This window comes from Paenibacillus sp. HW567, assembly GCF_000374185.1.
Classification (GTDB): domain Bacteria; phylum Bacillota; class Bacilli; order Paenibacillales; family Paenibacillaceae; genus Paenibacillus_AQ.
The window spans coordinates 3,426,155-3,450,037 of the sequence record NZ_KB910518.1 but is presented as its reverse complement, the minus strand read 5'-3'; the positions used below and the strand labels follow the sequence as shown (position 1 = coordinate 3,450,037).

The window sequence follows — 23,883 nt, the reverse complement described above, 5'->3', positions numbered from 1 at the left end:
GGGAGGCGTGGAACATGAAGAATCTGAGAAGCCGGGAATTTGCCGTCCCCTTTTTGCAGCGCTTGATTGAGGTGGATACGTGCAATCCGCCGGGTAATGAGCACCGCTTGTCTGAGCTGCTGCACGATTTTTTGCGGGAGCTTGGCGTGGAGAGCAGCATCACCGGAATCGAGCAGGGGCGGAGCAATCTGGAGGCTGTATTTCATGGGGCCGGGAGCAGGAGGCTGATGTTCTGCGGCCATCTGGACACCGTCAGCCCCTGGACTGCCGCCGCCGGAAGTTATCCTCCACATGGAGCGGTAATTGACAACGGACGGATGTACGGGCGGGGAACCTCCGATATGAAAAGCGGCCTCGCCGCCATGCTGCTCGCCGCAGCTTCACTGCACCAGGAAGGCATCCGGCTGGGCGGTGATCTGGTATTCCTGGCGACTGCGGGAGAAGAGGTGGATAGCTGCGGAGCACGGATGTATGCCGGTCAGAACAGCCCGCTGGATCTGGACGGCATTGTGATCGGGGAGCCGACCGGCAGCCGGGTGGCGGTGGGCCACAAAGGTGCTTTGTGGCTGCGGATAACGTTATTCGGGCGCAGCGCCCACGGCTCGATGCCGCAGCTTGGCCTGAATGCGGTGGAAGGGATGATGGAGGTAATAACGCTGCTGCGCAGCCACGCGCTGGAATGGCAGGCCCATGATGCCGTGCTGGGCACAAGCAGCCTGTCGGTGAATAAGATTGAAGGCGGAGTGCAGACCAATGTTATCCCGGATCGCTGCACCATTGATGTGGATATCCGCACGGTTCCGCCGCTGCGGCATGCCGCGCTCCTTGGGGAGATTGAAGCCAGGCTGCAGCAAATTCAGCAGCTTCATCCCGGCTACAGGTATGAAGTGGAGCAATTGCTGGACCGCAGTGTGGTCTGCACTGACCCCAGCCGGGAGCTGATTGCCACGGCGCTGGAGACTGCCGCCTCGTTGGGAGCAGCGGGGCCACCCGAAGAAGAGAGCCGTGCAGTGCAGGGCGTTCCCTACTACACGGACGGTTCTGTGCTGCATGACAATGGCAGATTGCCCGTTCTGATCTATGGCCCCGGCGACCCCGCCCTGGCCCACCAGCCGGATGAATGGGTAGACATTGAAGCGTATCTGGCCTCCATCGGCTTCTATAGAGAGCTGGCAATCCGCTTTCTGGGGACAGTAAAAGATTAAGGCCTATTAGAGGCACAGCAAAAAAACCTTCCGCGCCCATATTCATCAGGCGATTCCAGCGGAAGGTTTTTTTACATCTCTAAACTATGCGTTGTACTGTGCTTGATACAGACGGCTGTATGCGCCGCCGGTGTTCAGCAGCTCCTCGTGACGGCCCTCCTCGGAGATGCCTTCCTCGTTCACGACAATGATCCGGTCGGCGTTCTTAATCGTCGTAAGGCGGTGGGCGATCACAAGGGTCGTCCGGCCGACGGACAGCTCCGCCAGCGACTGCTGGATGGCTGCTTCTGTCTCTGTGTCCAGCGCCGAGGTGGCTTCATCCAGAATCAGTATCGGCGGATTCTTGAGGAACATCCGGGCGATGGCAAGCCGCTGCTTCTGCCCGCCGGACAGCTTCACGCCGCGTTCCCCGATGACCGTGTCCATCCCGGCCGGCAGGCTGTTGATCAGCTCCTCCAAATGCGCGCGTCTTGCTGCCTCCCAGATTTCAGGAAGCTCCGCATCCAGCTTGCCGTAAGCGATATTCTCGCGGATAGTTCCCGAGAAGAGGAACACATCCTGCTGCACAATCCCGATCTGTCTCCGCAGCGCATTCAGCTTCAGGTCGCGGATGTCGTTCCCGTCAATGGAGATGGCGCCGCCGGTGACATCATAGAAGCGGGGCAGCAGGCTGCAGATCGTGGTTTTGCCGGCCCCGGAGGGTCCAACGAAGGCAATGGTTTCTCCGGCTTTCACCTTCAGGCTGATGTCCTGCAGTACCGGACGGCCCGATTCGTAGCCGAAGCTGACATGGTCAAAGACAATATCGCCGTGCAGGGAAGCAACATCCAGTGCGCCGGGCTTGTCGGCAATATCGGGTTCCGCATCAATGACTTCCAGATAACGCTTGAAGCCGGCAATCCCCTTCGGATAACTCTCAATGACGGCGCTGATCTTGTCAATCGGCCGGAAAAAGACATTGGACAGCAGAATAAAAGCAACGAATTCCCCGATCGCAAGCTCTCCCTTAATGAAGAACCAGGCACCGCAGATCATCACGACGATGGTAATCAGACGGGTCATCATGTAGCTGACCGACGAGCTTTTGGCCATCAGCTTATACGCCATCAGCTTGGTTTGACGGAACATTTGGTTATCGACGGCAAACAGCTTTTTCTCATGCTCCTCATTGGCAAAAGATTGCACAACCCGGATTCCCCCGACATTATCCTCAATGCGGGCATTGAAGCTGCCTACATTGCCGAACAGCCGGCCATAGGTGGCGGTCATGCTGCGTCCGAAATAAATGATGATCCAGGCCATAATCGGCACAATAATAAAAGTAATAATGGCAAGCTTCAGATTGATATCGGCCATCAGGACAAATGCCCCTGCCAAAGTCATGATGGCAATAAATACATCCTCCGGCCCGTGATGCGCCAGCTCCCCGATATCGTTCAGGTCATTGGTGATGCGTCCGATCAGATGACCGGTTTTGTTGTTGTCGAAGTAACGGAAGGACAGCTTCTGGATATGGTCGAACATTTTTTTGCGCATATCGGTTTCAATATTGATCCCCAGCATATGCCCCCAATAGGTCACGATATATTGCATTGCTGTATTCAAGGCGTAAATCGCCATCAGCACAATACAGGCAATCAGAATCAGCGGCCAGTCCTGTCCCGGCAGCAGATCATCAATGAACTTATTGACGGCCACCGGAAAAGCCAGCTCAAGCAGCCCCGCACCCACAGCACAGGTGAAGTCGAGAATAAACAATTTTCTGTAGGGACGATAGTAGGCAAAAAAACGACGCAGCATCTCTTGTTCACTCATTTCTGTAGAATTATGTATATCTAATTGAGATTAATTCTCAATAAACCTCATGTTAAAGACGGGGACGGTATTTGTCAACGGAAAGAAGTTAAAAATTGCATATCTTTCGGGCGGATTTTTGCCGTTTTACCCAATCCCGAGTGCTCCTTCCCACATATCTTATCTGTATGCAAGGACAAAGGAGGAGTTAATCATGGGCGAAAATGTTGGAGGATACGGCGGCTTTACTTCTGCTGGCGCCATTCTGGTTCTGTTCATCCTGCTCGTTATCATCACAAAATCTTTCTGGGTATAAACCGCGATTCATTTGCTGCAGACCGCCAGTCCCAAGGACTGGCGGTTTGTTGAAATATAAGAATATGCTTCCCGCTATAAATCAGCCTTTACCGAATTTGAAATATTGTGCAATGCCGGAAGCAAGGAGATATAATTATTTAATGTGAATACATAGATCACCAGGAGGAGCATCATGAAAGTAAAGCAGCAAGAAGCACTTATTCAAAAGCCGGACAAGTCCCGCCCGGACGCTGGAGCGAGCCGCATTCTGCTGGCCGTGGGCATTATTTGTATTGCCGCTGCGCTGCGCGCCCCGTTCACCTCTGTTGGACCTTTATTGGGGATGATCCGGGATGATCTGGGATTATCGGGTACGCTCTCAGGAGCGATAACGACGCTGCCCCTGCTGGCGTTTGCGCTGCTGTCACCGTTTGCACCGGGGCTGGCCCGCCGTTTTGGCACTGCTAACGTGCTTATGCTGGCTATGCTGGCATTGTCTCTGGGCATTCTGATCCGCTCGTCCTCGGGAGCGGCAATGCTGTTCCTGGGCACAGCCATGATCGGGCTGTCCATCGCTGTCTGCAATGTGCTGCTGCCGGGGCTGATCAAAGGCAGATTCCCCGAGCGCATCGGACTTATGACTGGAGTCTATACCGTCTCGATGAATTTATGTGCAGCGGCCGCCTCCGGAATCAGCGTTCCATTGGCGCAGCAGAGCGGATTGGGCTGGCGGGGCACACTGGCCATATGGTTTATCGTGGCTGCGCTGGCCACGCTGTTCTGGATTCCGCAGCTACGGAATCTGGCCCAAGACAGCGCTGGGCGCAAAGGCCAATCCTCGGGAGCAATGTGGCGCTCGCGGCTAGCCTGGCAGGTGACTCTGTTCATGGGGCTGCAATCACTGCTCTATTATGTGCTGATTGCCTGGTTTTCGGTAATTCTGGTCGGGCGGGGCATGTCCTCCAGCCATGCCGGATGGATTCTTTCGCTTATGCAGCTTGCCCAGTTGCCGTTTACTTTTTTTGTGCCGCTGTGGGCAGGCAAAATGAAGGACCAGCGCCGTCTGGTGCTGGTCACCTCCATACTCTTTATTATTGGCATTCTTGGAGTCTGGCTTGGCGCAAGCTCCTGGATGGCCTTATGGGCCATCTGCATCGGCATTGCCGGAGGTTTCGCTTTTGGCCTCGTGATGATGTTCTTCAGCCTGCGTACCCGAAATGCCCGGGAAGCGAGCGAGCTGTCGGGGATGGCCCAATCGCTTGGTTATTTGCTGGCGGCGATGGGGCCTGCACTGTTCGGGCTTTTGCATGACGTGACCGGGAACTGGAATATTCCGCTGGCTTTATTGGCTGTCGCCAGTATTCTGCTCTTGGTTGTTGGACTTGGTGCAGGAAGCGACCGCTTTGTAGGTGATAAAAGATAAGTTTCGGTGTAGTTGTGAAGGGGAGTCTGCTTCGAATTCCGCTTACTCTCCATGCCCGGTTAGGGCGGTGAGGATGCCGTACAAGCTGAACAGGATCAGGATGACCGATGAGCAGAGGTTCAGCGAGCGGATGAAGGAGGCAGGGAGTCTGCCTCTGATCCAGTAAATTATGGTGCTTAGCAGCAGCCACCAGCAGCCGGAGCCGAGGGCGATGCCCACAGGCAGAAACCAGGAGCAGCCGATGGAGGTCCCCAGTGAAGCAGCGAGTGCCATGAAGCTCAGGAGGGTGGCCGGATTCGCCAAAGTCAATAGGAAAGATGATGCGAGGGAATAGGACATGCCGCCGCGCATAGTTTCTGTCTTCAGGCTGGTACTGGCGGGGAGCAAGGCTCTTACGCCCAGATAGCCAAGGAACAGGCTGCCGAGCAGCCGGAGCGGCAGAGCATACATTGTGGTGAAATTATTCACAACCTTGATGCTGGACACCGTCACCAAGGCATAAAGCATGTCGGCAAGTGTAATTCCGAGACCGGTGGCCAGTCCAGCCAGGAAGCCCTGCCGCAAGGTCCGGTTCATACAGAGCAGTGACATGGGGCCGACGGGAGCAGCTATGGCAAAGCCGAAGCCACAGCCGCTTAACAGGGCTGACCAGATGATCATGTAGGCTCCGCAGGGGGCAGCGGCACATTCGGAGTTTCCTTTACTGTCCCTAAAATAATAGTCGTGCGTGTCCGCACAATGCCGGGGAGACTCTTGAGCTGTTCGCTGATGATCCGGTCTAAATCACGTGTTCCCCGGCAGCGTACCTTCAGCACGTAATCGTCATCCCCGGCGGTATGATGGCATTCCTGGATCTCCGGCAGCTTCTGCACCAAGTCCAGAAAAGCTTCCCGGTGCGCAGGCCGCTCCAGCGAGACGGCGATGAGCGCTCCCAGCCCGCTGCCTGCGGATTCAGCGTCGATCAGAGCGGTATACCCTTTGATCAGGCCTTGCTCTTCCAGCTTGCGCACGCGGTCTGCCGTTGCCGGTGAGGAGAGGCCCAGATGACCCGCGAGCTCGGCCCAGGTAATTCTCCCGTTCTCCATTAGTGCATTGAGAATCTTGTAATCAATGGCGTCCATTTCACTCCACCTTTCTTTATTAAGTGTTAATCATAAAATACTTTATTTATTTAATTAAAACAAGCATTTTTATTTCGATGACGTAACTAAAGAACACTGACAAAAAATAGTTTGCAATTTGTAATTAAAGAGAGTATAGTCTTATTTGTAGTGATCAAATCGCTATGATACATAATATGCGGTCGTGGCGGAATTGGCAGACGCGCACGGTTCAGGTCCGTGTGGTAGCAATACCGTGGAGGTTCGAGTCCTCTCGACCGCATCATGCCTACAAAAAGGCCCACAGTTGCTTCGGCAATTGCGGGTCTTTTTTGCGTAAGTTGCCGCCTCGGGCTTCTGATCGTGACTTGAGCTAACGAGAGCTTGGATTTCATTAAGTCCTATGTTCTTGACATAAAAGTAAATCCGCAAGTAAAATTAACAGAAAAATACAATTTTATTGAGGTGAAGCTTGATGATAAAAGGTTTGTTCGAAACCCATATCTATGTATCTGATTTAGAGAAATCGTCGGAATTTTATAGGGAGATATTGGGAATGCCGGTGGCCTATGAGGATGCAAGACGCTGCCGATTCTTTTGGATCGGGGAACCCAGGAGGGCGATGCTTGGCCTGTGGGAGAAAGACCCGGCTCAAATTGTCAGCCAGCATTTTGCTTTTGAGACTACCGCAGGGGACATGGCCGGCATTGTTCCTTGGCTGAAAGAGCGGGGCATCGCTGTACGCAACTTTTTAGATGATGGGTCAGAAGACCCTTTTGTATTCGGATGGATTCCCGCTGTTTCCATTTATTTTCGTGATCCTGATGGTCACTCGTTGGAGTTCATTGCCGTGTTACCCGATGACCCGCAGCCGGAACTTGGGGTAGTGGCTTGGGAGGAATGGGAGCGAAGTCACGGAAGGAGCCTTTGACCTCTGTAATTAGCGGCCGAAATGATGAATACGGTTGAATGATATTTCCCGTTTGAGCCGTACAGTTATAGCGCAGACTATATTGATGATATTGTCCGGCATTCCCCCAATGACAATGCCGCCGAACGCTCAGGAAAGCTCAACAGAAAATCAAGCACGATCCCGCCGCCGGTTGAATACCCGCACAAAAAGGCTTTTTCAAGCTCCAAATGATCCGTTAGCAGCCTGATATTCCGGGAGCTTAATGAATAAGTAATCTCTTCTTTGGAAGCTTGACTTTGGCCCATGACCGCGGATATCAAAAGTGATTCTTCAAAAATCCTCCGACATTTGTCCCTGATATTGAAAATTCAAGCTTCTCAATCTCGGAGGGTGGATGATTATGATCGCTGTTTCTTTTCCGCAATCCTTATAATGCATTTGATGTCCATTTATGCAGGGCCGGGCATTTAAATCCACCTTCCTGAATTGCAATCTCCTCATTCATGGAATAATGTGTGCCTAGACATAAAGCATCTTTATCAAAAAAAATGTATACTAGTGTTAGTCTTAGTCCCCACTTGTACAGAGGAGGCTCTATCATTGACCGACACTATATATAAGCAGTTGTATTTGCGATCATCTATAGGTTACGCGGTAGTCTCCACGAAAGATGACACGATACTAATGGCAAATCCTGCACTTTGCACGATGTTTGGTTATACTGAAGCGGAGCTGAAGGAGCTCCGTTACCCGGATATGGCTTACCCGGAAGATGAGCTTGCGGCGGATCATGAGCTGACTGCGGAATATTTGCTGCGGAGTTCCGGCATGGCTGTAGATAAAGAAAAGCGTTTTGTGCGCAAAGATGGCGGGATCATCTGGATAGCCTTGCGTATCTTTTTGACTTTTGATGAGTCAACAGGCGCTCCTGCCCATCGAATTGTGGAAATGACGGATATCACCGGACACAAGCAATATGAATTGAAGCTGCTGGAGAGCGAGAACCGCTACAAATCCTTGTTTGAGTATAACCCTTCGGCGATTTGCGCCATGGATTTGCGGGGGCAGGTTCAGTCGCTGAACGCCAGCCTGCAGCAGTTGACCGGTTATTCACGGGAGAGCCTTCTGCTGTCCGGCTACAACGAGATTATTGATGCGGAAGAGCTGGAATTTGTAGAACGGCGTTTCGGGCTGGCTGCCGGCGGACAGGCCCAGTCCTTCGAGAGCAGGCTTATTCACCGGGAAGGTTATCCGGTCGAGGTCAGTATGATCTATGTGCCTATCATGGTGAACAGCAAGGTTGCGGGTGTATTCGGCATTACTAGCGATATCACTGAGCGCAAGCGCCGTCTGGAGCAGATTGAGAAGCTGAGCTACGAGCATGCGCTTATATTGAATTCCGTCTCAGAAGGTATATTTGGTATGAATCTTGAGGGCGAAATGATGTTTATTAATCCTGCAGCCTCGACGATGCTTGGCTATGAGCCCGGCGAGCTGGCGGGGAGCATCAAGCTGCATACGATTGAACAGACCTGGCTGAATGCCGAGCCTTATAGCAGTGGGCGGAGAACGTTGTCGGAGTCACTGTCGGAGCATCTTTCCTACGAAGAGGAAGAAGGAATATTCTGGAGGCAGGACGGCTCCAGCTTCCTGGTCAAATACCGGATGTCGCCGCTGTTCGACAATGGGGAACGGAAGGGAGCCGTGGTTGTCTTCCGGGATATTACCGAGGAAAAGGCCGTTGTGCGCGCCAAAGAGTCCGCAGAGCAGGCGGACCGGGCCAAGTCGGAGTTCCTGGCCATTATGAGCCATGAGCTGCGCACACCGCTGAACGGCATCATCGGCATGGCTGATTTGCTGGATGGAACAGAGCTGGATGAAGAGCAGCAGTATTACACACAGATCATTAACAAAAGCAGCGAGGCGCTGATGCATATTTTGAATGAGGTTCTGGATTTCAGCAAGGTTGAAGCCGGGATGATGACGCTTGAGCTGCAGCCGGTTGATCTCCGTGAAGTGCTCCAGCATGTGACGGAGCTGTTTTATCCCAAAGTCAAGGAGAAGGGTCTGGTGCTGCACACCGATATGGCCCCTGATCTGCCGCCGCTTGTAGTGACAGATGAGACCCGACTGCGGCAGATTCTGGTGAACCTTCTCGGCAATGCGGTGAAATTCACCGATGAAGGAGAGATTGGCCTCTCGGTGATGCTGCAGTCTATTGCCGATAACGGGGACCTGGTCATCAAATTTACAGTTAGGGATACAGGAATTGGCATCGCTCAGGGCAGCCAGGGAATGCTCTTTCAATCCTTTTCCCAACTGCATCCTTCAATTAACCGCAAATATGGCGGAACCGGTCTGGGTCTGGCGATCAGCAAGAAGCTGTCCGAGCTGCTCGGTGGAGGAATCGGCGTGGAGAGCTCTGAGGGGGAAGGAGCGGAATTCTATTTCACAATTCAGGTCTTTCTGCCGCATGCGGAGCCTGGAAAAGTGCCGGGCTCCTTACCCGTTGGAGATATGCAGATTATGAAGAATACGCTGGGAGAGGAATCCCTGGAAGGGGGGTACGGCCCCCTGTCAATATTGATCGCCGAGGATCATCCGGTAAATCTGCAATTGCTGCAGGCCTACCTGAAGCAGCACGGGTATTATGCCGATGTGGCTTTGAACGGGGAAATGGCAGTCGAGGCTGTACGCTCACGGCATTATGATATCATCTTTATGGATATTCAAATGCCGCTGATGGACGGTATTGAGGCCACCGAAAAAATTCGTGAGGAGATGGAGCTGTCTCCGGTTATCGTAGCCGTGACGGCATTTGCCCGCAAAGAGGACATGGAACTGTGCCGCAGAGCAGGGATGCAGGATTTCATCTCCAAGCCGGTGTCCCCGGCTGAAGTGGAGCGGGTGCTCAGAGAATGGTCGGTCGGCATCAGCAAGTAACCATCACTCCGCTGGACATGGACTACTGAAGATTCACCGCAAGCAAAGGCTATTCCCGAGTAGAGGCTTCTACACCGGATAGCCTTTTTGGCATTGGCGGGAACGGTGGTATGAAAGGAGAAGATGAAATGAAGGCTGCTCTGTATGTGCTGACCGCACTGCGGCGGAAACGTTGACAAAGTGTGCGATGCCGACTATATTTATATTAATCGTAAATATTACGAATATGAGCTTTGTATAAATTTAATTAGAAAACTTCAAAAAGGCAAAAAGTGGCGGAGGGGAAGTTTGGAACTGGAGGAGCGAATGCGTCCGCCTTTGTTCGCAGATTTCAACCGCAGCAGCGGTCTCAAATCAGGAAATCTGTGAACAACAGCGGCCGGAAGTCCAAACATTCCCCGCAGTCACGGTCAAAGCCAATTTGATATTTTTTTAAGTGAGAAGGAGTCAAAATTGGAAAAAATGAAACGCGGAGACTTTATGCTTATCCTGCTGGTATTGCTTGCGGCGGGTTCGATCTATGGGATCAAATGGTATAACAACCACAGTGAGCATTACGCGCAGGGGGATTTGAAGGCGGTCATTACGGTAGACGGCAAAGAGTATAAGACCGTTACCTTGACCAAGGAAGAGCAAATTATTCATATTAAAACAAAGTTTGGCCACAACATTCTAAAGGTGTACGACTACGGCATCCAAATGACTTATTCGGATGCTCCGCTCCCGATTGCGATTAATATGGGGTTCATCTCCAGGCCGAGACAGCAGATTATTTGTATTCCGGCCCGGCTGCTGGTAGAAGTCTTCAACCCGCTCTCATCGGGCGGTGATGACGAGCTGGATGCGGTTATTTAGCCTGGTTCTTTTCTTGCTGAATTGCCGCCCAGGCGGCTGTAGCGTCAGCATTGGTGTAAATGTAGGGCGTGGATGGCTGGGGAATCGGCGTAATTGACTCGGCAGTGATTTGCATGATTTCTTTACCCTTGTATGACGCGGCATGAAGCTTGCCCCGAACCTCGATCCAGGTGTCGGCGGGCAGGCTTATTTGCGTGTGCGGGTCAAGCAGCATTCCGAAAGGCGCAGCATCAGCCGTGCAGCACTGCACCAGAAAACGGCCCACCGCATAAGCATTCTTCATATCCGCCCCGGATTCCCGGTACAAAAAGCCGGAGACGGCAATGGTTTTGCCCTCGAATTGTTTTTTATACAGGTCAATTGCCCCTAAGGTCTCGGAGAAAATTTCCGGGTACACGGTGATCACAGGCTGAGCGTAAAGCTTGCCTGCCAGCTCTGCGAACTCTGCCTGATAGGGACTCGCGGCGGCGAATTCCGCACGGATACCTTGCTCTGGATGGTTATAGGTGAGCGCGATGCCTTTTCTGGCTGCCGCTGCGCTGCCAAGGGCGCGGTCGGGAAGCAGGAACCCGAGCAGCAGCGGGAACAGAAACAGGCTGTACAGCACTGTACTGCCCAGCCCGGAACGGGGGAGGCGGTGCTCACAGTCGCAGAGCAGGCTGCTTTTGCCGAATACAGCCTGAATGCCGAGACTAAGCGCCATTAGTGTAAGCGGAATGGGACAGAGCCTGATCCAGCGGGCCAGCTTGGGGGCCACATAATAATGCAAGGCGTCCTGCTCAACGAGATGCCCGATATAGAGCGCGAAGAGCAGCAGAAGGAGCGCCCTGAAACCATAGTGCAGCCGGATGCTCCGGGAGTCATTCATGCGGGAACCTCCTGAAAATTCATGAACGGGTCAGGGTCATAACCAGAATGAGACCAGCACAGACCCGATAAATACGGCTGAGAAAATCAGAAAAAATAAATACAGCGTAAATTTTGTCTTGAACAGCGAGAGCAGCATCAGCGAATTTTTGAAATCGAGCATCGGTCCAAGCACCACGAAGGCCAGCAGCGACCCTGAAGGAAAGGTATGCAAGAAGGTCGAGGCGACAAAGGCATCCGAGGTGGAGCAGAGCGAGAGCACAAAGGCGAGTCCCATCATGAACAGGTAGGAGCCAAGCGGCTTCCCGCCGATGGCGGCCAGACTGCCTTGATCCATGAAGGTCTGAATGCCGGAGGTGAGCAGACAGCCGATGATCAGATATTTGCCCATTTCAAAAAACTCGTCCGACGTATGCACGAAGACGGCAACCAGCCTGCCGCCGCGGGTGCTGCGGGCATGAAGCTCCCCGCTTTCACGTTCAATGGACAGCCTCAGCGGCGATTTGCGGACAGTGGCGTAGATTACCAGCCCGATAAGCGCCGCAACCGCGAAGGCCAGTCCCATCCGCGCATACGCAAGCTCGGGATGGGCACGAAATGCCGTCAGTGTCGCTCCATAGACGACCGGGTTGAGGATCGGACCGGATAAAATGAAGACGACAGCCACGTGCAGCGGCATTCCCTTGCGCATCAGCCGCCGGACCAGCGGAATCATCCCGCATTCACATACGGGGAAGAGGATGCCGAGCAGGCAGCCGAACAGAATCGCCGGGATAGGGCGGCGCGGAATCCAACGGGAGATCATCTCATCCGGCACGAATACTTGGAGCAGTGAGGAGAGCAGCGCTCCCAGAAGCACAAAGGGCATAGCCTCCAGCAAAATCCCGATAAAGGCGGTCTTGAACGTGTCGATATACGAGTTGTCCAGGAGCTGCGGATGATGGGGAAGCCAGAGGATGCCGATGGTAATCAGAAAAGCTGCGGGGAAGAGCAGCGGCAGTATTTTGATCGGAGTAAAGGTTCTCAAATCTTCCTGGGCTCCTTCCCGTAACAACGTGTACTTTAACTGAACAGGGCCGACCAGCGGTCTGTGAGCTGCTTCTCATCCAGATTCAGTCCGATGAACACCACATAAGGCTGGCCCGGATAACGTGAGGCCTCCCAGGTACAGCGGCTTCCGGCGTATTGCACAAGCTGAACCGTCTCTTGTCCCGCTAACCGTACATGCCCTTTGGCCCTTAACAGACGGTCTCCCCATTCGTGAAAAAAATCCTCCAGCTCTTCCCGGCCGATTCCGTCCTCTCCCTCTTGCGGGAAGGTCAGCGTCACAGCCGACACCTGCGAATAAGAGGCCTGCTGTCTTAATTCCGGTTCCTGCAACGCAGTTGCGCCCTGCCCATGACTGCCGCCCATTCGCTTCAGCGGTGTGCCGCTCATGGCACGGTTCCCGCGCTGCACAGCAGCGGAGCGGGGCTCGCGGGGGACAATTCCGGCCAGCAGCGGCGCGAGATTGATTTCGCTGTAATGGGTAAATACGATCTCCGAATCCGTGTTATGCTTGCTGATCATTTTTTCGATCCGCCATAAGGTATCCTGCTCGACGAGATCGCTTTTGTTGACAATAATCAGATCGGCACTGGTAATCTGCTTGCGCAGCGTCCGCACGAGCTGCTTGTCGGCAGTGAAGCGGCTGCTGTATTCCAGCGCGTTCTCCGCGTCCAGCAGCGTTAAGGAATAATGCAGGGCCAGCCGCTCGCTGAGTGCAGGCTCCAGCAGCGATTTGGCAATCTCTTCGGGATCGGCAACGCCGGTAAGCTCGATATAGATGATATCCGGCTGCCGCGCAAGCAGCGCGCTGAGGCTCCGCGGCAGCTCCTCCTTGCGGCTGCAGCAGACGCAGCCGTCCAGCAGCTTTTCCACATTTGCGCCGGTATGCTCCTGAAGTATATAGCCGTCTACGTCCTTTTTTCCCAGCTCATTCATCACCACGCCGGGATTCAGCCCCCGTGCCTTGCTCTCCTTCAGCAGGGTGAGCAGCAGGGTTGTTTTACCGCTCCCCAGAAATCCGCCAAGTATAATTACCGGTATCTTCATCTTCCTCACTCCCGCTCCCATTTTGCAATTGCAAGAATCATATTTTCATAATCCATCTATACGTAACATCCCCGCCGGAAAGACCACAAATCTGAGACAGCCTAAGATTTTTTGGAAGGTGCTGTTGACAATGGGCAGAGATAACATGTAGAATGTGTAAATCGTAAATATTACGATTAAACAAAAAGGGAGCTGATCAATAGTGAGAGTAGTCATTACACTCGCCTGTACGGAAACCGGTGACCGCAACTATACCACCACCAAGAATAAGAAAAACCAGCCCGGACGGATTGAGCTGAATAAATATTGTCCGCGGCTGAAGCGGGTCACCCTGCACCGTGAAACCCGCTAAGTCCTTTTGCCCGATAGGCCAATCGACAAATCCAAACACGTAAGGAGCAAACCTATGAACCAAATTCCTGTTACAGTGCTCAGCGGTTATCTGGGCTCCGGCAAAACCACACTGCTTAATCACATTCTGCACAACCGCGACGGCCTGAAGGTGGCGGTGATTGTCAACGATATGAGCGAGGTCAATGTTGATGCCGGATTAGTCAAATCGGGCAATACACTTTCCCGGACAGAGGAAAAGCTTGTGGAAATGTCAAACGGCTGCATTTGCTGCACATTGCGCGATGATTTGCTGCGTGAGGTGAACAAGCTGGCGCTGGAGGGACGCTTCGACTACATCCTCATTAAGTCCTCCGGCATCAGCGAGCCTGTTCCGGTGGCGCAGACATTTACCTATGCGAATCCCGAGCTGGACATTGATCTCACTGAGCTGGCCAGACTTGACACTATGGTAACTGTAGTCGATGCCAACCGGTTCTGGCATGATTTTGCTTCAGGCGACAGTCTGCTTGACCGCAATACGGTGGCCGGTGACAATGATTTCCGCGATATCGTCGATCTGCTCATAGATCAGATCGAAACCTGCGATGTGCTGCTGCTGAATAAATGCGATCTGGTGGAAGAGAAGGAATTGAACAAGCTTGAGGTTGTGCTGCGCAGACTTCAGCCGAACGCGAAGATCATCCGCACGGTGAAGGGTGCCGTCGATCCCAAGGAAATCCTGAACACCGGGCTGTTCGATTTTGAGAAGACAAGCATGTCCTCCGGCTGGATTGCCGAGCTGAACAAGGAGGACCACACGCCGGAGACGGAGGAATACGGCATCGGCTCGTTCGTCTACCGCCGGAGAACGCCGTTCCATCCGCAGCGGTTGAGCTTCTTCTTCAGCAATTGGCCGGAGGAGGTTGTCCGGGCCAAAGGGCTGGTCTGGCTGGCGGCAAGGGGCGATCTGGCCGCTACGATAAGCCAGGCGGGGCCATCCATCCAGTTCGGGCCCGCCGGCTATTGGCTCGCCACGCTGCCGCGGGAACAGCAGATTGAGGTTCTGGAGAACGAGCCTGATGTCAAGGCGAGATGGGATGAACAGTGGGGTGACCGCATGAATGAGGTCGTATTCATCGGGATTGGCATGGGCCGGGCCGATATTGAGGCCAGACTGGATAGATGTCTGCTGACAGAGGAAGAGATGAAGCAGGATTGGAATACCTTCAATAACCCGCTGCCGTGGCCTGCGGAAGAGCTGCTGGCGGCTTCGCAGGAGTGACGGTCATGATTCTGTCCTCCATGCGGGATGTGGTGTTCGGTTACGGCAATGAGCCGGTCATTGACCGCCTTTCTCTGGATATTGAAGCCGGGCAGTTCATCGGGATCACCGGCCCGAACGGGGCAGCCAAAACGACACTGCTCAAGCTATTGCTGGGCCTGCTCAAGCCGTGGAGCGGAACGGTCTCCCTGAACCGGGAGATCACTGGCGGCGGGAAGCTGGGCATCGGTTATGTCCCGCAGCAGGTGTCTTCGTTCAATGCCGGCTTTCCCAGCAAAGTGATCGAGCTTGTCCGTTCCGGCTGCTACTCGCGCCTGGGATGGTTCGGACGCTTCACGAAGGAGCAGGAAGAGCTTGTGGAGTTAAGCCTGCGGCAGGTAGAAATGTGGGAATACCGCAACCGCAGGATCGGCGAGCTGTCCGGCGGACAGAAGCAGCGCATCTGCATCGCCCGGGCGCTGGCGCAGCAGCCGCAGGTGCTGGTTCTTGATGAGCCTGCAACGGGCATGGATATCGGGAGCCGCACCGGCTTCAATAAGCTGATGCGCCATTATGTCAGCGAGCACGGGCGGACGGTGATCATGGTTACACATGGTCTTGATGAGACAAAGCCCTATCTGGATACGGTGATTAGTCTGGAGCGGAAAGAGCAGGAGGGCTGGAAATGCTTGGTTACGAATTCATGCAGCGCGCGTTTTGGGCCGGAGGCCTGATCGGGATCATCGGTCCGCTGCTCGGTGTGTACCTGATGCTGCGCCGGCAGGTGCTGATGGCCGATACTTTGTCCCATGTGTCACTCGCCGGAGTGGCGCTGGGTTCGGTATTGCAGTTAAGTCCGGCGCTCAGCGGTTTTGCCGTCGCGGTGACCGGAGGAGTTGTGATTGAGCAGTTGCGGCGCTCCTACCGTACATACAGTGAGCTTCCGGTAGCGATTATTATGACCTCCGGCCTGGCGCTTGCCGTTGTGCTGATGAGCCTGAAGATGAACCTCAGCAAAAGCTTCAGCTCATACCTGTTCGGCTCCATCGTCGCCGTCAGCGATACCCAGCTTAAGCTGATCGCTGCCGTAGCTGCTGCCGGTCTTATCTATTTCATAGTGTTTCGCCGTCCGCTCTATAGCCTTACCTTTGATGAGGAGACGGCGCGTATCGGCGGTGTGCATACAGGTCTGTTGTCCTTTTCATTTGCTGTGCTGACCGGCATGACTGTTGCTGCGGCAATGCCTGTTGTCGGCGTACTGCTGGTTTCTGCACTTATTGTGCTGCCGGCTTCAATCGCTCTGCGGATTGCCTCCGGGTTTACCGCTGCAATAGTGATTTCGGTCGGTGTCGGCCTCATCGGGGTATTTAGCGGGCTGACCGCTTCATATTACATCAACACGCCACCCGGGGGCACAATTGCCCTCATATTGCTGATCTTCCTGCTGATCGCCATCGCGGTGCAGAAGCTGGCTGCGTTCAATTACCGCCGCCGCATTTAATCTATAGTTTATTTGAATAAAAGGAGCAAAACAATAATGATACAACTCCGTATGCGTCACCTTGCCGCCCTGTCCCTGACCGCTATGCTTATAGCCGCCGGGTGCAGCAATAACAGCAATACTGCGGCCAATACAGGAGCCGCTGCCAGCGCTCCAGCCGCAACAGTGGAGCCAACTGCCGCTCCAGCCGCAGCAAGACTGGATATCAAGGTAAGCTTTTATCCAATGTACGAATTTACCTCCAAAATCGTCGGGGATCTGGCCGATGTGGAAACCTTGATTCCGCCCGGGATTGAGCCGCATGATTGGGAGCCGACAGCACAGGACATGGCTGGAATCTCCGCTGCTGATGTGCTGGTCTATAACGGTGCTGGTATGGAAGGCTGGGTGCAGCAGGTGCTGGACAGCGCTGCCGGGAGCAAGCTGGTTGCCGTGGAAGCCAGCAAGGGCCTGAATATTATGGAAGGCGCGGAAGAGGAAGAAGCCGATCATGAACATGAGCATAAGGAAGGCGGGCATGCCGAAGAGGGGCATGAGCACGGCGGCCTGGACCCGCATGTCTGGCTTGATCCTGCTCTTGCGGTCAAAGAGGTGCGCACCATTGAAGCCGCTTTGTCCGCCGCCGATCCCGGACATGCCGCTGCTTTTAAGGCGAACAGTGATGCCTATGTAGCGGAGCTTGAGCAGCTCAACCAGGATTACAAGGAGGGGCTGAAGGATACGAAACGGAAGGATTTCATTACCCAGCACGCGGCGTTCGGTTATCTGGCCCGGGAGTACGGCCTGACTCAGGTGCCGATTGCCGGCCTCTCTCCCGAGCAGGAGCCTTCTGCTGCCAAGATGGCAGAGATCGTGAAATTCGCCAAGGCGCACGAGGTGAAGACGATCTTTTTCGAAACCCTGGTATCTTCGAGCGTCGCGGACACGATTGCCAAGGAAATTGGCGCGAAATCGGCGGTTCTGAATCCAATCGAAGGTCTGACAGATAAGGACCGCAGCAGCAATCTTGATTATATCGGCATTATGCGCCAGAACCTGGAGGCACTCCGTACAGCTTTGAACGAATAGCAGTTGCTTATCCTATATCGAAAGAGGTGAATACTTAATATGGCGAAAAAATCAAAGGTTATCAAGGAGCTGAAGCGGCAGGAGCTGGTTGCAGCTTACGCAGACAGACGCCGCGCGTTGAAGGCCAATGGGGATTATCTGGCTCTGCAGAAGCTCCCGCGCGATTCCTCGGCCACTCGTCTCAAGAACAGATGCTCCGTATCCGGCAGACCAAGAGGTTATTTAAGCAGATTCAAGGTTTCACGGATCGTATTCCGCGAGCTGGCGCTCAAGGGGCAAATTCCCGGGATCACGAAAGCGAGCTGGTAGACCCGGCCCCCGCAAGCGGCACCAAACAAACGGCTGATTCTCTGAACTGCAGAGGGTTGGCCGTTTTTGCTATGGAGTTAGTCTTTGCCTGAACCTGCGGAGTGAACTAATATAGTAGACAAGATTGACTCTAAGCTTGAGAAGGAGATGAATGTTATTGTACAAGCTCATTGAAGAGCTCACACTGAATACCTGGCCTGCTGAGCAAAGTGTGCTTTTGGAGGGCTGGATTCTGCGCTATGCCGCAGGGTATACCAAACGCGCAAATTCAGTGAGTCCGCTATACGGACCCGAGGGACAGCATACCGCATTAGATGTGAAACACAAAATACTGCTCGCAGAGCAGTACTATGAAGCTGCCGGGCTGAAGCCTGTATTCAAAATCACTCCGTTTATCCAGCCTGCTAATCTCGACGGAATACTGGCGGAGCAGGGCTACAGTATAGTAGAGCCTTCATCGGTCAGGCTTCTGGATTTGCAGGAGCTCCCGCCTGTCCCCGGACAGTATAGTGTCCAGATCCGGGAGGAGCTGACGGAGGAGTGGCTGGCGGCATTTGCCGGAATATCCGGGCTGTCCGCTGCTAACCGTGATACGCTGCACAGAATGCTGTCCTCGGCCTGCTTGAAGCAGGGGTATGCCCTTTTGCTGAAGAGGGGGATTCCTGCGGCCTGTGGGCTGGGCGTCATCCAGCATGGTCATATCGGTCTATATGATGTATACACAGCTCCGGCGTTCCGGCGGCAGGGAATGGCGGAGGAAATGCTGCTGTCCCTGCTGCACTGGGCCAAAGATCAGAGTGTGGCCCAGTCCTTTCTACAGGTAGTGCAGACCAACAGAGGAGCCTCCGCATTATATGATAAGCTGGGCTACAAGGAGATTTATAAGTATTGGTATAGAGTGAAAAGCGGAGACCATATAAGGAGATGAACTTAATAGATCATAAAAGGGGTCCAAGTAATGGAGGGGAAGTTTGGATACTTACGGAGCGGTAGCATCCGCCTGAGAGCTTTCCGTAGGAAAGCTGGCCGTATGATTAGGCAATGTTTGGATTTCTACCGCGATCAGCGGTTCCAATCAGAGAAATCCAAACCTAACAGCGGCCGGAAGTCCAAACATTCCCCGCAGTTACGACTAAAGCCGTTTCGGTCAATCTATAATTCAGTTTATTATAGAAAGGAATGAGTCTTATGTCCGAATATTGGAGTGACAGATTTGCCCGTGAAGGCATGATCTGGGGGGATCAGCCTAGTCCTACGGCCCTGCGGGCGAGAGAATGGTTTGTTGAACAGGGAGTGCAGTCTGTCCTGGTTCCGGGTGCGGGGTATGGCCGGAATACGAAGGTGTTCTCTTCCGATTTTGTGACTTATGGCATAGAACTAAGCGGTGCAGCCCTGGAGCTGGCAGCAGAATGGGACTCTAAGACACAGTTCACAGAAGGATCGGCACTGGAACGTCAATTAGACTTCCGGGTGGATGCCGTCTATTGTTATGATGTGCTTCACTTGTTTCTTGCGGAAGAGCGTCGTAGTCTGATTACTGCAAGCCTTGAACAGCTTCGGCCCGGAGGTCTGCTCTATTTCACCAGCTTTTCGGATGAAGACCCCAATAACGGCTGTGGAAGGCAACTGGAGCAGGGAACGTATGAGTATAAGGAAGGGAAATACGCCCACTTTTTCAGCGATGCTGATTTGAGAACTCATTTTGCCGGAACCGAAATTATCGGGACAGAGGTCTGGGAGGAGACTCTGCATAGTTTGCAGGGAGAAAGTCATAAATACATACTGAGAGAGATACGCGCGCGCAAGAAATAATCATTGGGAGTCAGGCCGGTGGCCCTCAAGAGGCCCCTCTCAATTAGAGAAGGGCCTTAAGTGGGGCACACGCGAATACCGTATGTACCTTGAGGATTTTGGTTAACGCAGTTCACAATCGGCGAACAGGATATGCCGCGGAATGTGGAAGAAATTCTCGGCCTTCTCCTGCAAGGCGAGTGTCGGCAGATGGCATTGGTGCAGCCATTTGCGGAAGGTTCCGGGATGGACACCTATCCAGATGCTGACATCAGTTACAGAGAAATCGTAAACCATACATAGACCGGTTAGAATAACATTGCTATCCGGAGAATGCGCATTCGTTCTTTTCATGAAACGTGAGGGCGTCGGCTGGCATACAATCGGACTTTGCCGCAGGAGAGCCTCATTGAACAAGATGTGGGGCGGATAGCCAAGAATTCGGCATACCTTTTCCAGATTGGTTCTGGAAGGAATGCGGCCTTCGTACACCCAAGCGCTTACGCTGCGTGAAGATACGGAGAGCTCTTCTGCAAGCCGTGACAGCTTCATATCCTTAGCCATCAGGATGGCAAGCAGCACGCGGTTGCGGATCTGGCTTCGCTTCGGCTTGCGGAATCTTTTGACCCGTACGCCTTGTCCAAGATATTTGCGGTTGATCAGAGACCAGGCCTGGATTTTGTGTGGCTCTTGCTGATTCTTAGGCATAATTCCTCCGATTTACAGAATTGATAATGTGGCAAATGTTCTGGTTTAGCTTTATATGACTTTAACATTTTGATAATACGTTCGTCCAGATGAAATGCATGGAGCCTCCCCGAAGCTTAAGTTTCTTTCAGAAGTGGTGCGGGTATGATATATTTTTAGTAATCAATTTACATTATTCAGGAGCAGGGAGCGATATAGATGATCAAGCACATTGTATTCTTTAAATTAAAGGACGGTTCCCCGGAGCAGGTGGCGGCTACAGTGGCGGTGCTCCGGAACATGGAAGGCAAGATTCCGCAGCTCATCTCCATCGAGGTTGGCGCTGACATCATTCATTCCGAGCGCTCTTTTGATATTGCTCTGGTGACGGTGGTAGCTTCAATGGATGATCTGCAGGCCTATCAGGTACACCCGGCGCATAAGGAAGTCATCACCCATATCAATGAGGTCAAGGAGCTTTCGATTGCTGTAGATTACGAAATCTAGAGCTGAAACGCCGCGGCAAACGCGGGAAATAATGCTATTTTCTTGGAGGGTCAGTTGTGTATTATGTCAACCGGAAGCAAATCGAAAGTATCCTGGGGCAGATTCCGGATATTAATGCCGGGCTCCGCCAGGCGGCAGCCGCGTGGGATGGAAGCACATTAATGGGACTGGTGCAGGAACGCTGCCTGCATTTGGCGATAGAGGTCGTTACCGACGTAGGCAGTTGTCTGATTGACGGGTTCATTATGCGCGATGCCGGAAGCTATGAGGATATTATTTCTATAATCCATGAAGAGAAGGTTTTTAGCGGCAGCGGGCTCTATGGGCTGCTGACAGAGCTTGTCGCTCTCCGCAAGCCGCTCGTGCAGGACTATTATGCCTGGGAGCGCAGCCTGCTGCATCCGCTCACACTTGAGCTTCCCGGGGCGCTGGAGCAGTTCGCCGCAGAGGTGCACAGCTATTTGGAGCAGGAGCTGGGTGCAGAAGCTCCGCAATAATCTATTTTGTTGACAATGAAATAGGCGTCAGCCGTGTAAGAGAGGAGGTCCTTGATGATGAAGAAGGGTCAGGAAAGCGGATCAACAAGGCGCATGATTATGACGCTGCTGAAGATGAAAGGGCCGCTGACGATCGGCGCGCTCGCGGAGGAGCTGGGGATTACCGAAATGGGCGTCCGCCGCCACGTGCTGCAACTGGAGCAGGAGTCGCTGGCCAAAACCAAGGTCGTCCGTCAGGCCATGGGGCGCCCGCTGCATGTCTATTCACTGACTGACCGTGCAGAAGACCATTTTCCGAAAAGCTATCATAATCTGGCGCTGGAGCTGTTGCGCGAGCTTGATCATGGCAGCGGCCTGGAGGCTGTCAACGTGCTGTTTGAAGGCCGGAGAAAACGGATGCTTGCCCAGTATGCCCCGATGATGGAGCACCGCAATCTGGAAGAACGGGTGGCCGAGCTGTCCTCCATTCAGAATTCCGGGGGCTATATGGCGGAATGGAGTCAAGAAGAGGACGGCTCTTATATGCTTCGCGAGTATAACTGTCCCATCCGCCAGGTGGCTTCCCAGTATCGTAAGGCATGTCAATGTGAGCAGCATTTATTTGAGGAACTGCTTGATGCCAGAGTGACACGGACGGAGTGCATGGCAGAAGGCGGCCAATGCTGCCGGTACGCCATTACTCCCCGAAGGAAAGACAAAACTTCAGAAATGAACCTTTAATCAGTCACAGGTCAGGCTCCCATTGCTTATGATATAGCAGAACTAGGCGATAGCCCGGGTGGCCGGGCAGAGATTCAATGAACTTAAAGGAGAGATGGATGATGAAAAAGGATACCAAAAGCTTGCTGTGGGGCGCACTGGTTGGCAGTGTGGTCGGTTCGGTGACAGCACTGCTGTTTGCCCCGAAGCCCGGTAAGGAGCTGCGCAAGGATATTGCGGAAGGCACCTCGGTTGCCGTTGATAAAGTGCAGGAAATTGCCAGCGCAACCGGCGAGAAAACCACAGAGCTGTATGGCAAAGCCAAGGACGCGGTGGGATCTGTTGTCACCGAAGTTAAGGAATGGGGGAAGCACTACACTTCCTCCGATGCAGAAGAACTGGTAACGATCAGTGCAATTGCTGCTGTAGCAGGTGCTGCTCTTGAAGCTGCGGAGTTGGATGAAGCCGGAGCGGAGGCCGAAGCTGATGCTGTGGCTGAAGCTGAAGCGGCTGCTGAAACTGACACTGCAGCCGACGTGGAAGCCATTGTAGAAGATGACACGCAGAATGACAAAGGCGGCAGCGGTACTCTTTAGGCCTGCAGATGCTATTTTCCTGGAGCTACTTGCACTTATAAGGTTTTCCGGCGGGAGCCGCTTTTCGCATTTCTTGCGGAAGGCGGCTCTTGGCAGGAAAGAGCCCCGCTGCTTGAACTGTTGCGGCAAATGGAGTATTATCTGCAATTGGGGCTCAAATCCCGGTACATTTTGTTTTGGCCTTACATAAGCTACACAAAACAAGTAGAAGGAAGCGGTGTGTTCGTGCAGCAAGCTATAGCAATACTAGACTCAGGTGTAGGGGGATTGACGGTTGTCAAGGAAGTAATGAGGCAGCTCCCTCGGGAAAAAATCATTTATTTCGGAGACACAGCAAGGGCACCGTACGGCCCCCGTTCGACAGAGGAAGTGAAACTGTTCACCGAACAAATCGTGGACTATTTAATTCAATTCAATCCTAAAATGATCGTTATTGCCTGCAACACAGCAACAGCGGCCGCTCTCGATTATATTTCAGCCAAAGTATCCATTCCCGTCATCGGTGTGATTCATCCCGGAGCACGTGCGGCCATCACGGCCACCAAAACCGGTCAGGTAGGCGTCATAGGCACGATAGGCACGGTTAATAGCGGGGCTTATACGACTGCGCTCAAGCAGCTTTCCCCGTTTGTTCAGGTTGTCAGCCAGGCTTGTCCGGCGCTTGTTCCATATGTTGAGCAAGGCCTGTTCCGTACAGAGGAGAGCCATATTGCAGTAGCGGAGTCTCTCAACGGCATCAAATATGAGCCGATAGATACCTTGATCCTCGGCTGTACCCATTATCCCTTCCTGGTTGAACCGATAGGGAAAGTGATGGGGCCTGGAGTCAAGCTGATCAGCTCGGCGGATGAAACCGCGCGGGAAATCAGCACAATTCTGTATGACAAAGGCAAGCTGGCGAGCGGAGATGAAAGTCCAATCCACCAATTCTTCTGCAGCGGAGATGCGGAGATGTTCCAGCGGATCGCCCGGGACTGGCTCGGAGAGCAGATCAAGCGTACGCCCGTAGTGTGGCAGGTATCGTCATTATAAAGCATGGCTCGGAGTGAATTGAATAGGGACAAACCTCCTGATTCAGGAGGCGTTAGAACTGCAAAATAAGGCCGGGGCAGCAATACCCCGGCCTTTTAGTATTGTGCGGCA

The 23,883-nt window shown here is 53.3% G+C and carries 26 protein-coding genes and 1 tRNA gene; 20 read left to right on the top strand and 7 right to left on the bottom strand.

Annotated features, from left to right (window positions below; translation table 11 throughout):
* Positions 1-14 precede the first annotated feature (14 nt).
* Complete coding sequence (locus tag B212_RS31590; RefSeq protein ID WP_019911896.1) at positions 15-1,205, top strand: M20 family metallopeptidase; 1,191 nt, start codon at positions 15-17, stop codon at positions 1,203-1,205.
* Between the two features lie 84 nt (positions 1,206-1,289).
* Here B212_RS31590 and B212_RS0115825 read toward each other — a convergent pair whose 3' ends face one another.
* Positions 1,290-3,005, bottom strand: coding sequence for an ABC transporter ATP-binding protein (locus tag B212_RS0115825; protein WP_019911895.1), 1,716 nt, complete (start codon positions 3,003-3,005; stop codon positions 1,290-1,292).
* A 208-nt stretch (positions 3,006-3,213) separates the two neighbouring features.
* Here B212_RS0115825 and B212_RS35035 point away from each other — a divergent pair, with 208 nt between their 5' ends.
* Together B212_RS35035 and B212_RS0115815 are read left to right on the top strand one after the other, a co-directional pair.
* Positions 3,214-3,315 (top strand): hypothetical protein, encoded by a 102-nt coding sequence (locus tag B212_RS35035; protein WP_019911894.1) that lies wholly within the window; start codon positions 3,214-3,216, stop codon positions 3,313-3,315.
* Positions 3,316-3,489: 174 nt separating this feature from the next.
* Positions 3,490-4,719, top strand: coding sequence for a CynX/NimT family MFS transporter (locus B212_RS0115815; RefSeq protein WP_019911893.1), 1,230 nt, complete (start codon positions 3,490-3,492; stop codon positions 4,717-4,719).
* Positions 4,720-4,761: 42 nt separating this feature from the next.
* Here the strand turns inward: B212_RS0115815 and B212_RS31585 are convergent, their stop codons facing one another.
* Both B212_RS31585 and B212_RS0115805 read right to left on the bottom strand, forming a co-directional pair.
* Positions 4,762-5,379, bottom strand: a complete 618-nt coding sequence (locus B212_RS31585; protein WP_019911892.1) for a LysE family translocator — start codon at positions 5,377-5,379, stop codon at positions 4,762-4,764.
* On the bottom strand, positions 5,376-5,840 hold the full coding sequence (locus B212_RS0115805; RefSeq protein WP_019911891.1) for an Lrp/AsnC family transcriptional regulator: 465 nt from the start codon (positions 5,838-5,840) through the stop codon (positions 5,376-5,378). Before B212_RS0115805 ends, B212_RS31585 begins: the two co-directional genes overlap by 4 nt.
* A gap of 178 nt (positions 5,841-6,018) precedes the next feature.
* Between B212_RS0115805 and B212_RS0115800 the strand changes: the two genes are divergently transcribed.
* The 4 genes from B212_RS0115800 (at position 6,019) to B212_RS0115775 (ending at position 10,530) form a co-directional block, all read left to right on the top strand.
* Positions 6,019-6,102: transfer RNA gene (locus B212_RS0115800), tRNA-Leu, on the top strand.
* A gap of 192 nt (positions 6,103-6,294) precedes the next feature.
* Positions 6,295-6,750 carry a VOC family protein gene (locus B212_RS0115795; RefSeq protein WP_019911890.1) on the top strand — a complete coding sequence of 152 codons (456 nt, stop codon included), beginning with the start codon at positions 6,295-6,297 and terminating at the stop codon, positions 6,748-6,750.
* Positions 6,751-7,332: 582 nt separating this feature from the next.
* Positions 7,333-9,675, top strand: a complete 2,343-nt coding sequence (locus tag B212_RS31575; RefSeq protein WP_156830141.1) for a PAS domain S-box protein — start codon at positions 7,333-7,335, stop codon at positions 9,673-9,675.
* 462 nt (positions 9,676-10,137) lie between these two features.
* Positions 10,138-10,530: a NusG domain II-containing protein gene (locus B212_RS0115775; RefSeq protein WP_028530872.1), complete on the top strand. Its 393-nt coding sequence runs from the start codon at positions 10,138-10,140 to the stop codon at positions 10,528-10,530.
* Here the strand turns inward: B212_RS0115775 and B212_RS31570 are convergent.
* From B212_RS31570 to B212_RS0115760, 3 genes are read right to left on the bottom strand one after another with little or no spacing between them, the layout of a single operon-like run.
* Positions 10,523-11,398, bottom strand: a complete 876-nt coding sequence (locus B212_RS31570) for a TIGR03943 family putative permease subunit (protein ID WP_019911886.1) — start codon at positions 11,396-11,398, stop codon at positions 10,523-10,525. The genes B212_RS0115775 and B212_RS31570 overlap by 8 nt on opposite strands.
* Positions 11,399-11,434: 36 nt before the next feature.
* Positions 11,435-12,424, bottom strand: coding sequence for a permease (locus tag B212_RS0115765; RefSeq protein WP_019911885.1), 990 nt, complete (start codon positions 12,422-12,424; stop codon positions 11,435-11,437).
* A gap of 35 nt (positions 12,425-12,459) precedes the next feature.
* Positions 12,460-13,491: a CobW family GTP-binding protein gene (locus B212_RS0115760; protein ID WP_019911884.1), complete on the bottom strand. Its 1,032-nt coding sequence runs from the start codon at positions 13,489-13,491 to the stop codon at positions 12,460-12,462.
* Between the two features lie 202 nt (positions 13,492-13,693).
* Here B212_RS0115760 and rpmG point away from each other — a divergent pair, with 202 nt between their 5' ends.
* The 8 genes from rpmG to B212_RS0115720 all read left to right on the top strand — a co-directional run bounded on the left by rpmG (position 13,694) and on the right by B212_RS0115720 (position 19,775).
* Positions 13,694-13,843 (top strand): 50S ribosomal protein L33, encoded by a 150-nt coding sequence (gene rpmG / locus B212_RS0115755; protein WP_019911883.1) that lies wholly within the window; start codon positions 13,694-13,696, stop codon positions 13,841-13,843.
* 54 nt (positions 13,844-13,897) lie between these two features.
* On the top strand, positions 13,898-15,106 hold the full coding sequence (locus B212_RS0115750) for a GTP-binding protein (protein ID WP_019911882.1): 1,209 nt from the start codon (positions 13,898-13,900) through the stop codon (positions 15,104-15,106).
* A gap of 5 nt (positions 15,107-15,111) precedes the next feature.
* Complete coding sequence (locus B212_RS0115745) at positions 15,112-15,819, top strand: metal ABC transporter ATP-binding protein (RefSeq protein ID WP_019911881.1); 708 nt, start codon at positions 15,112-15,114, stop codon at positions 15,817-15,819.
* Complete coding sequence (locus tag B212_RS31565) at positions 15,765-16,586, top strand: metal ABC transporter permease (RefSeq protein ID WP_036668214.1); 822 nt, start codon at positions 15,765-15,767, stop codon at positions 16,584-16,586. Before B212_RS0115745 ends, B212_RS31565 begins: the two co-directional genes overlap by 55 nt.
* A gap of 36 nt (positions 16,587-16,622) precedes the next feature.
* Entirely contained in the window at positions 16,623-17,654 is a 1,032-nt protein-coding gene (locus B212_RS0115735) for a metal ABC transporter substrate-binding protein (RefSeq protein ID WP_019911879.1), read from the top strand.
* A 39-nt stretch (positions 17,655-17,693) separates the two neighbouring features.
* On the top strand, positions 17,694-17,963 hold the full coding sequence (rpsN, locus tag B212_RS0115730; protein ID WP_019911878.1) for a 30S ribosomal protein S14: 270 nt from the start codon (positions 17,694-17,696) through the stop codon (positions 17,961-17,963).
* A gap of 157 nt (positions 17,964-18,120) precedes the next feature.
* On the top strand, positions 18,121-18,891 hold the full coding sequence (locus tag B212_RS0115725; RefSeq protein WP_019911877.1) for a GNAT family N-acetyltransferase: 771 nt from the start codon (positions 18,121-18,123) through the stop codon (positions 18,889-18,891).
* Positions 18,892-19,151: 260 nt separating this feature from the next.
* Positions 19,152-19,775 carry a class I SAM-dependent methyltransferase gene (locus B212_RS0115720; protein ID WP_019911876.1) on the top strand — a complete coding sequence of 208 codons (624 nt, stop codon included), beginning with the start codon at positions 19,152-19,154 and terminating at the stop codon, positions 19,773-19,775.
* A 102-nt stretch (positions 19,776-19,877) separates the two neighbouring features.
* On the opposite strand, the gene B212_RS0115715 is transcribed toward B212_RS0115720, so the two are convergent.
* Positions 19,878-20,462, bottom strand: coding sequence for a helix-turn-helix domain-containing protein (locus B212_RS0115715; RefSeq protein ID WP_019911874.1), 585 nt, complete (start codon positions 20,460-20,462; stop codon positions 19,878-19,880).
* A 198-nt stretch (positions 20,463-20,660) separates the two neighbouring features.
* On the opposite strand from B212_RS0115715, the gene B212_RS0115710 reads away from it, so the two are divergent.
* The 5 genes from B212_RS0115710 (at position 20,661) to racE (ending at position 23,772) form a co-directional block, all read left to right on the top strand.
* Entirely contained in the window at positions 20,661-20,948 is a 288-nt protein-coding gene (locus B212_RS0115710; RefSeq protein ID WP_019911872.1) for a Dabb family protein, read from the top strand.
* Between the two features lie 56 nt (positions 20,949-21,004).
* Positions 21,005-21,445: a DUF86 domain-containing protein gene (locus tag B212_RS0115705; protein WP_019911870.1), complete on the top strand. Its 441-nt coding sequence runs from the start codon at positions 21,005-21,007 to the stop codon at positions 21,443-21,445.
* Between the two features lie 54 nt (positions 21,446-21,499).
* A complete protein-coding gene (locus tag B212_RS0115700) occupies positions 21,500-22,165 on the top strand; it encodes a helix-turn-helix transcriptional regulator (protein ID WP_019911869.1) in 666 nt (221 codons plus the stop codon).
* A 98-nt stretch (positions 22,166-22,263) separates the two neighbouring features.
* Positions 22,264-22,740 (top strand): YtxH domain-containing protein, encoded by a 477-nt coding sequence (locus B212_RS33185; RefSeq protein WP_084673297.1) that lies wholly within the window; start codon positions 22,264-22,266, stop codon positions 22,738-22,740.
* A 225-nt stretch (positions 22,741-22,965) separates the two neighbouring features.
* Complete coding sequence (racE, locus tag B212_RS0115690; protein WP_028530869.1) at positions 22,966-23,772, top strand: glutamate racemase; 807 nt, start codon at positions 22,966-22,968, stop codon at positions 23,770-23,772.
* Positions 23,773-23,883: the final 111 nt, after the last annotated feature.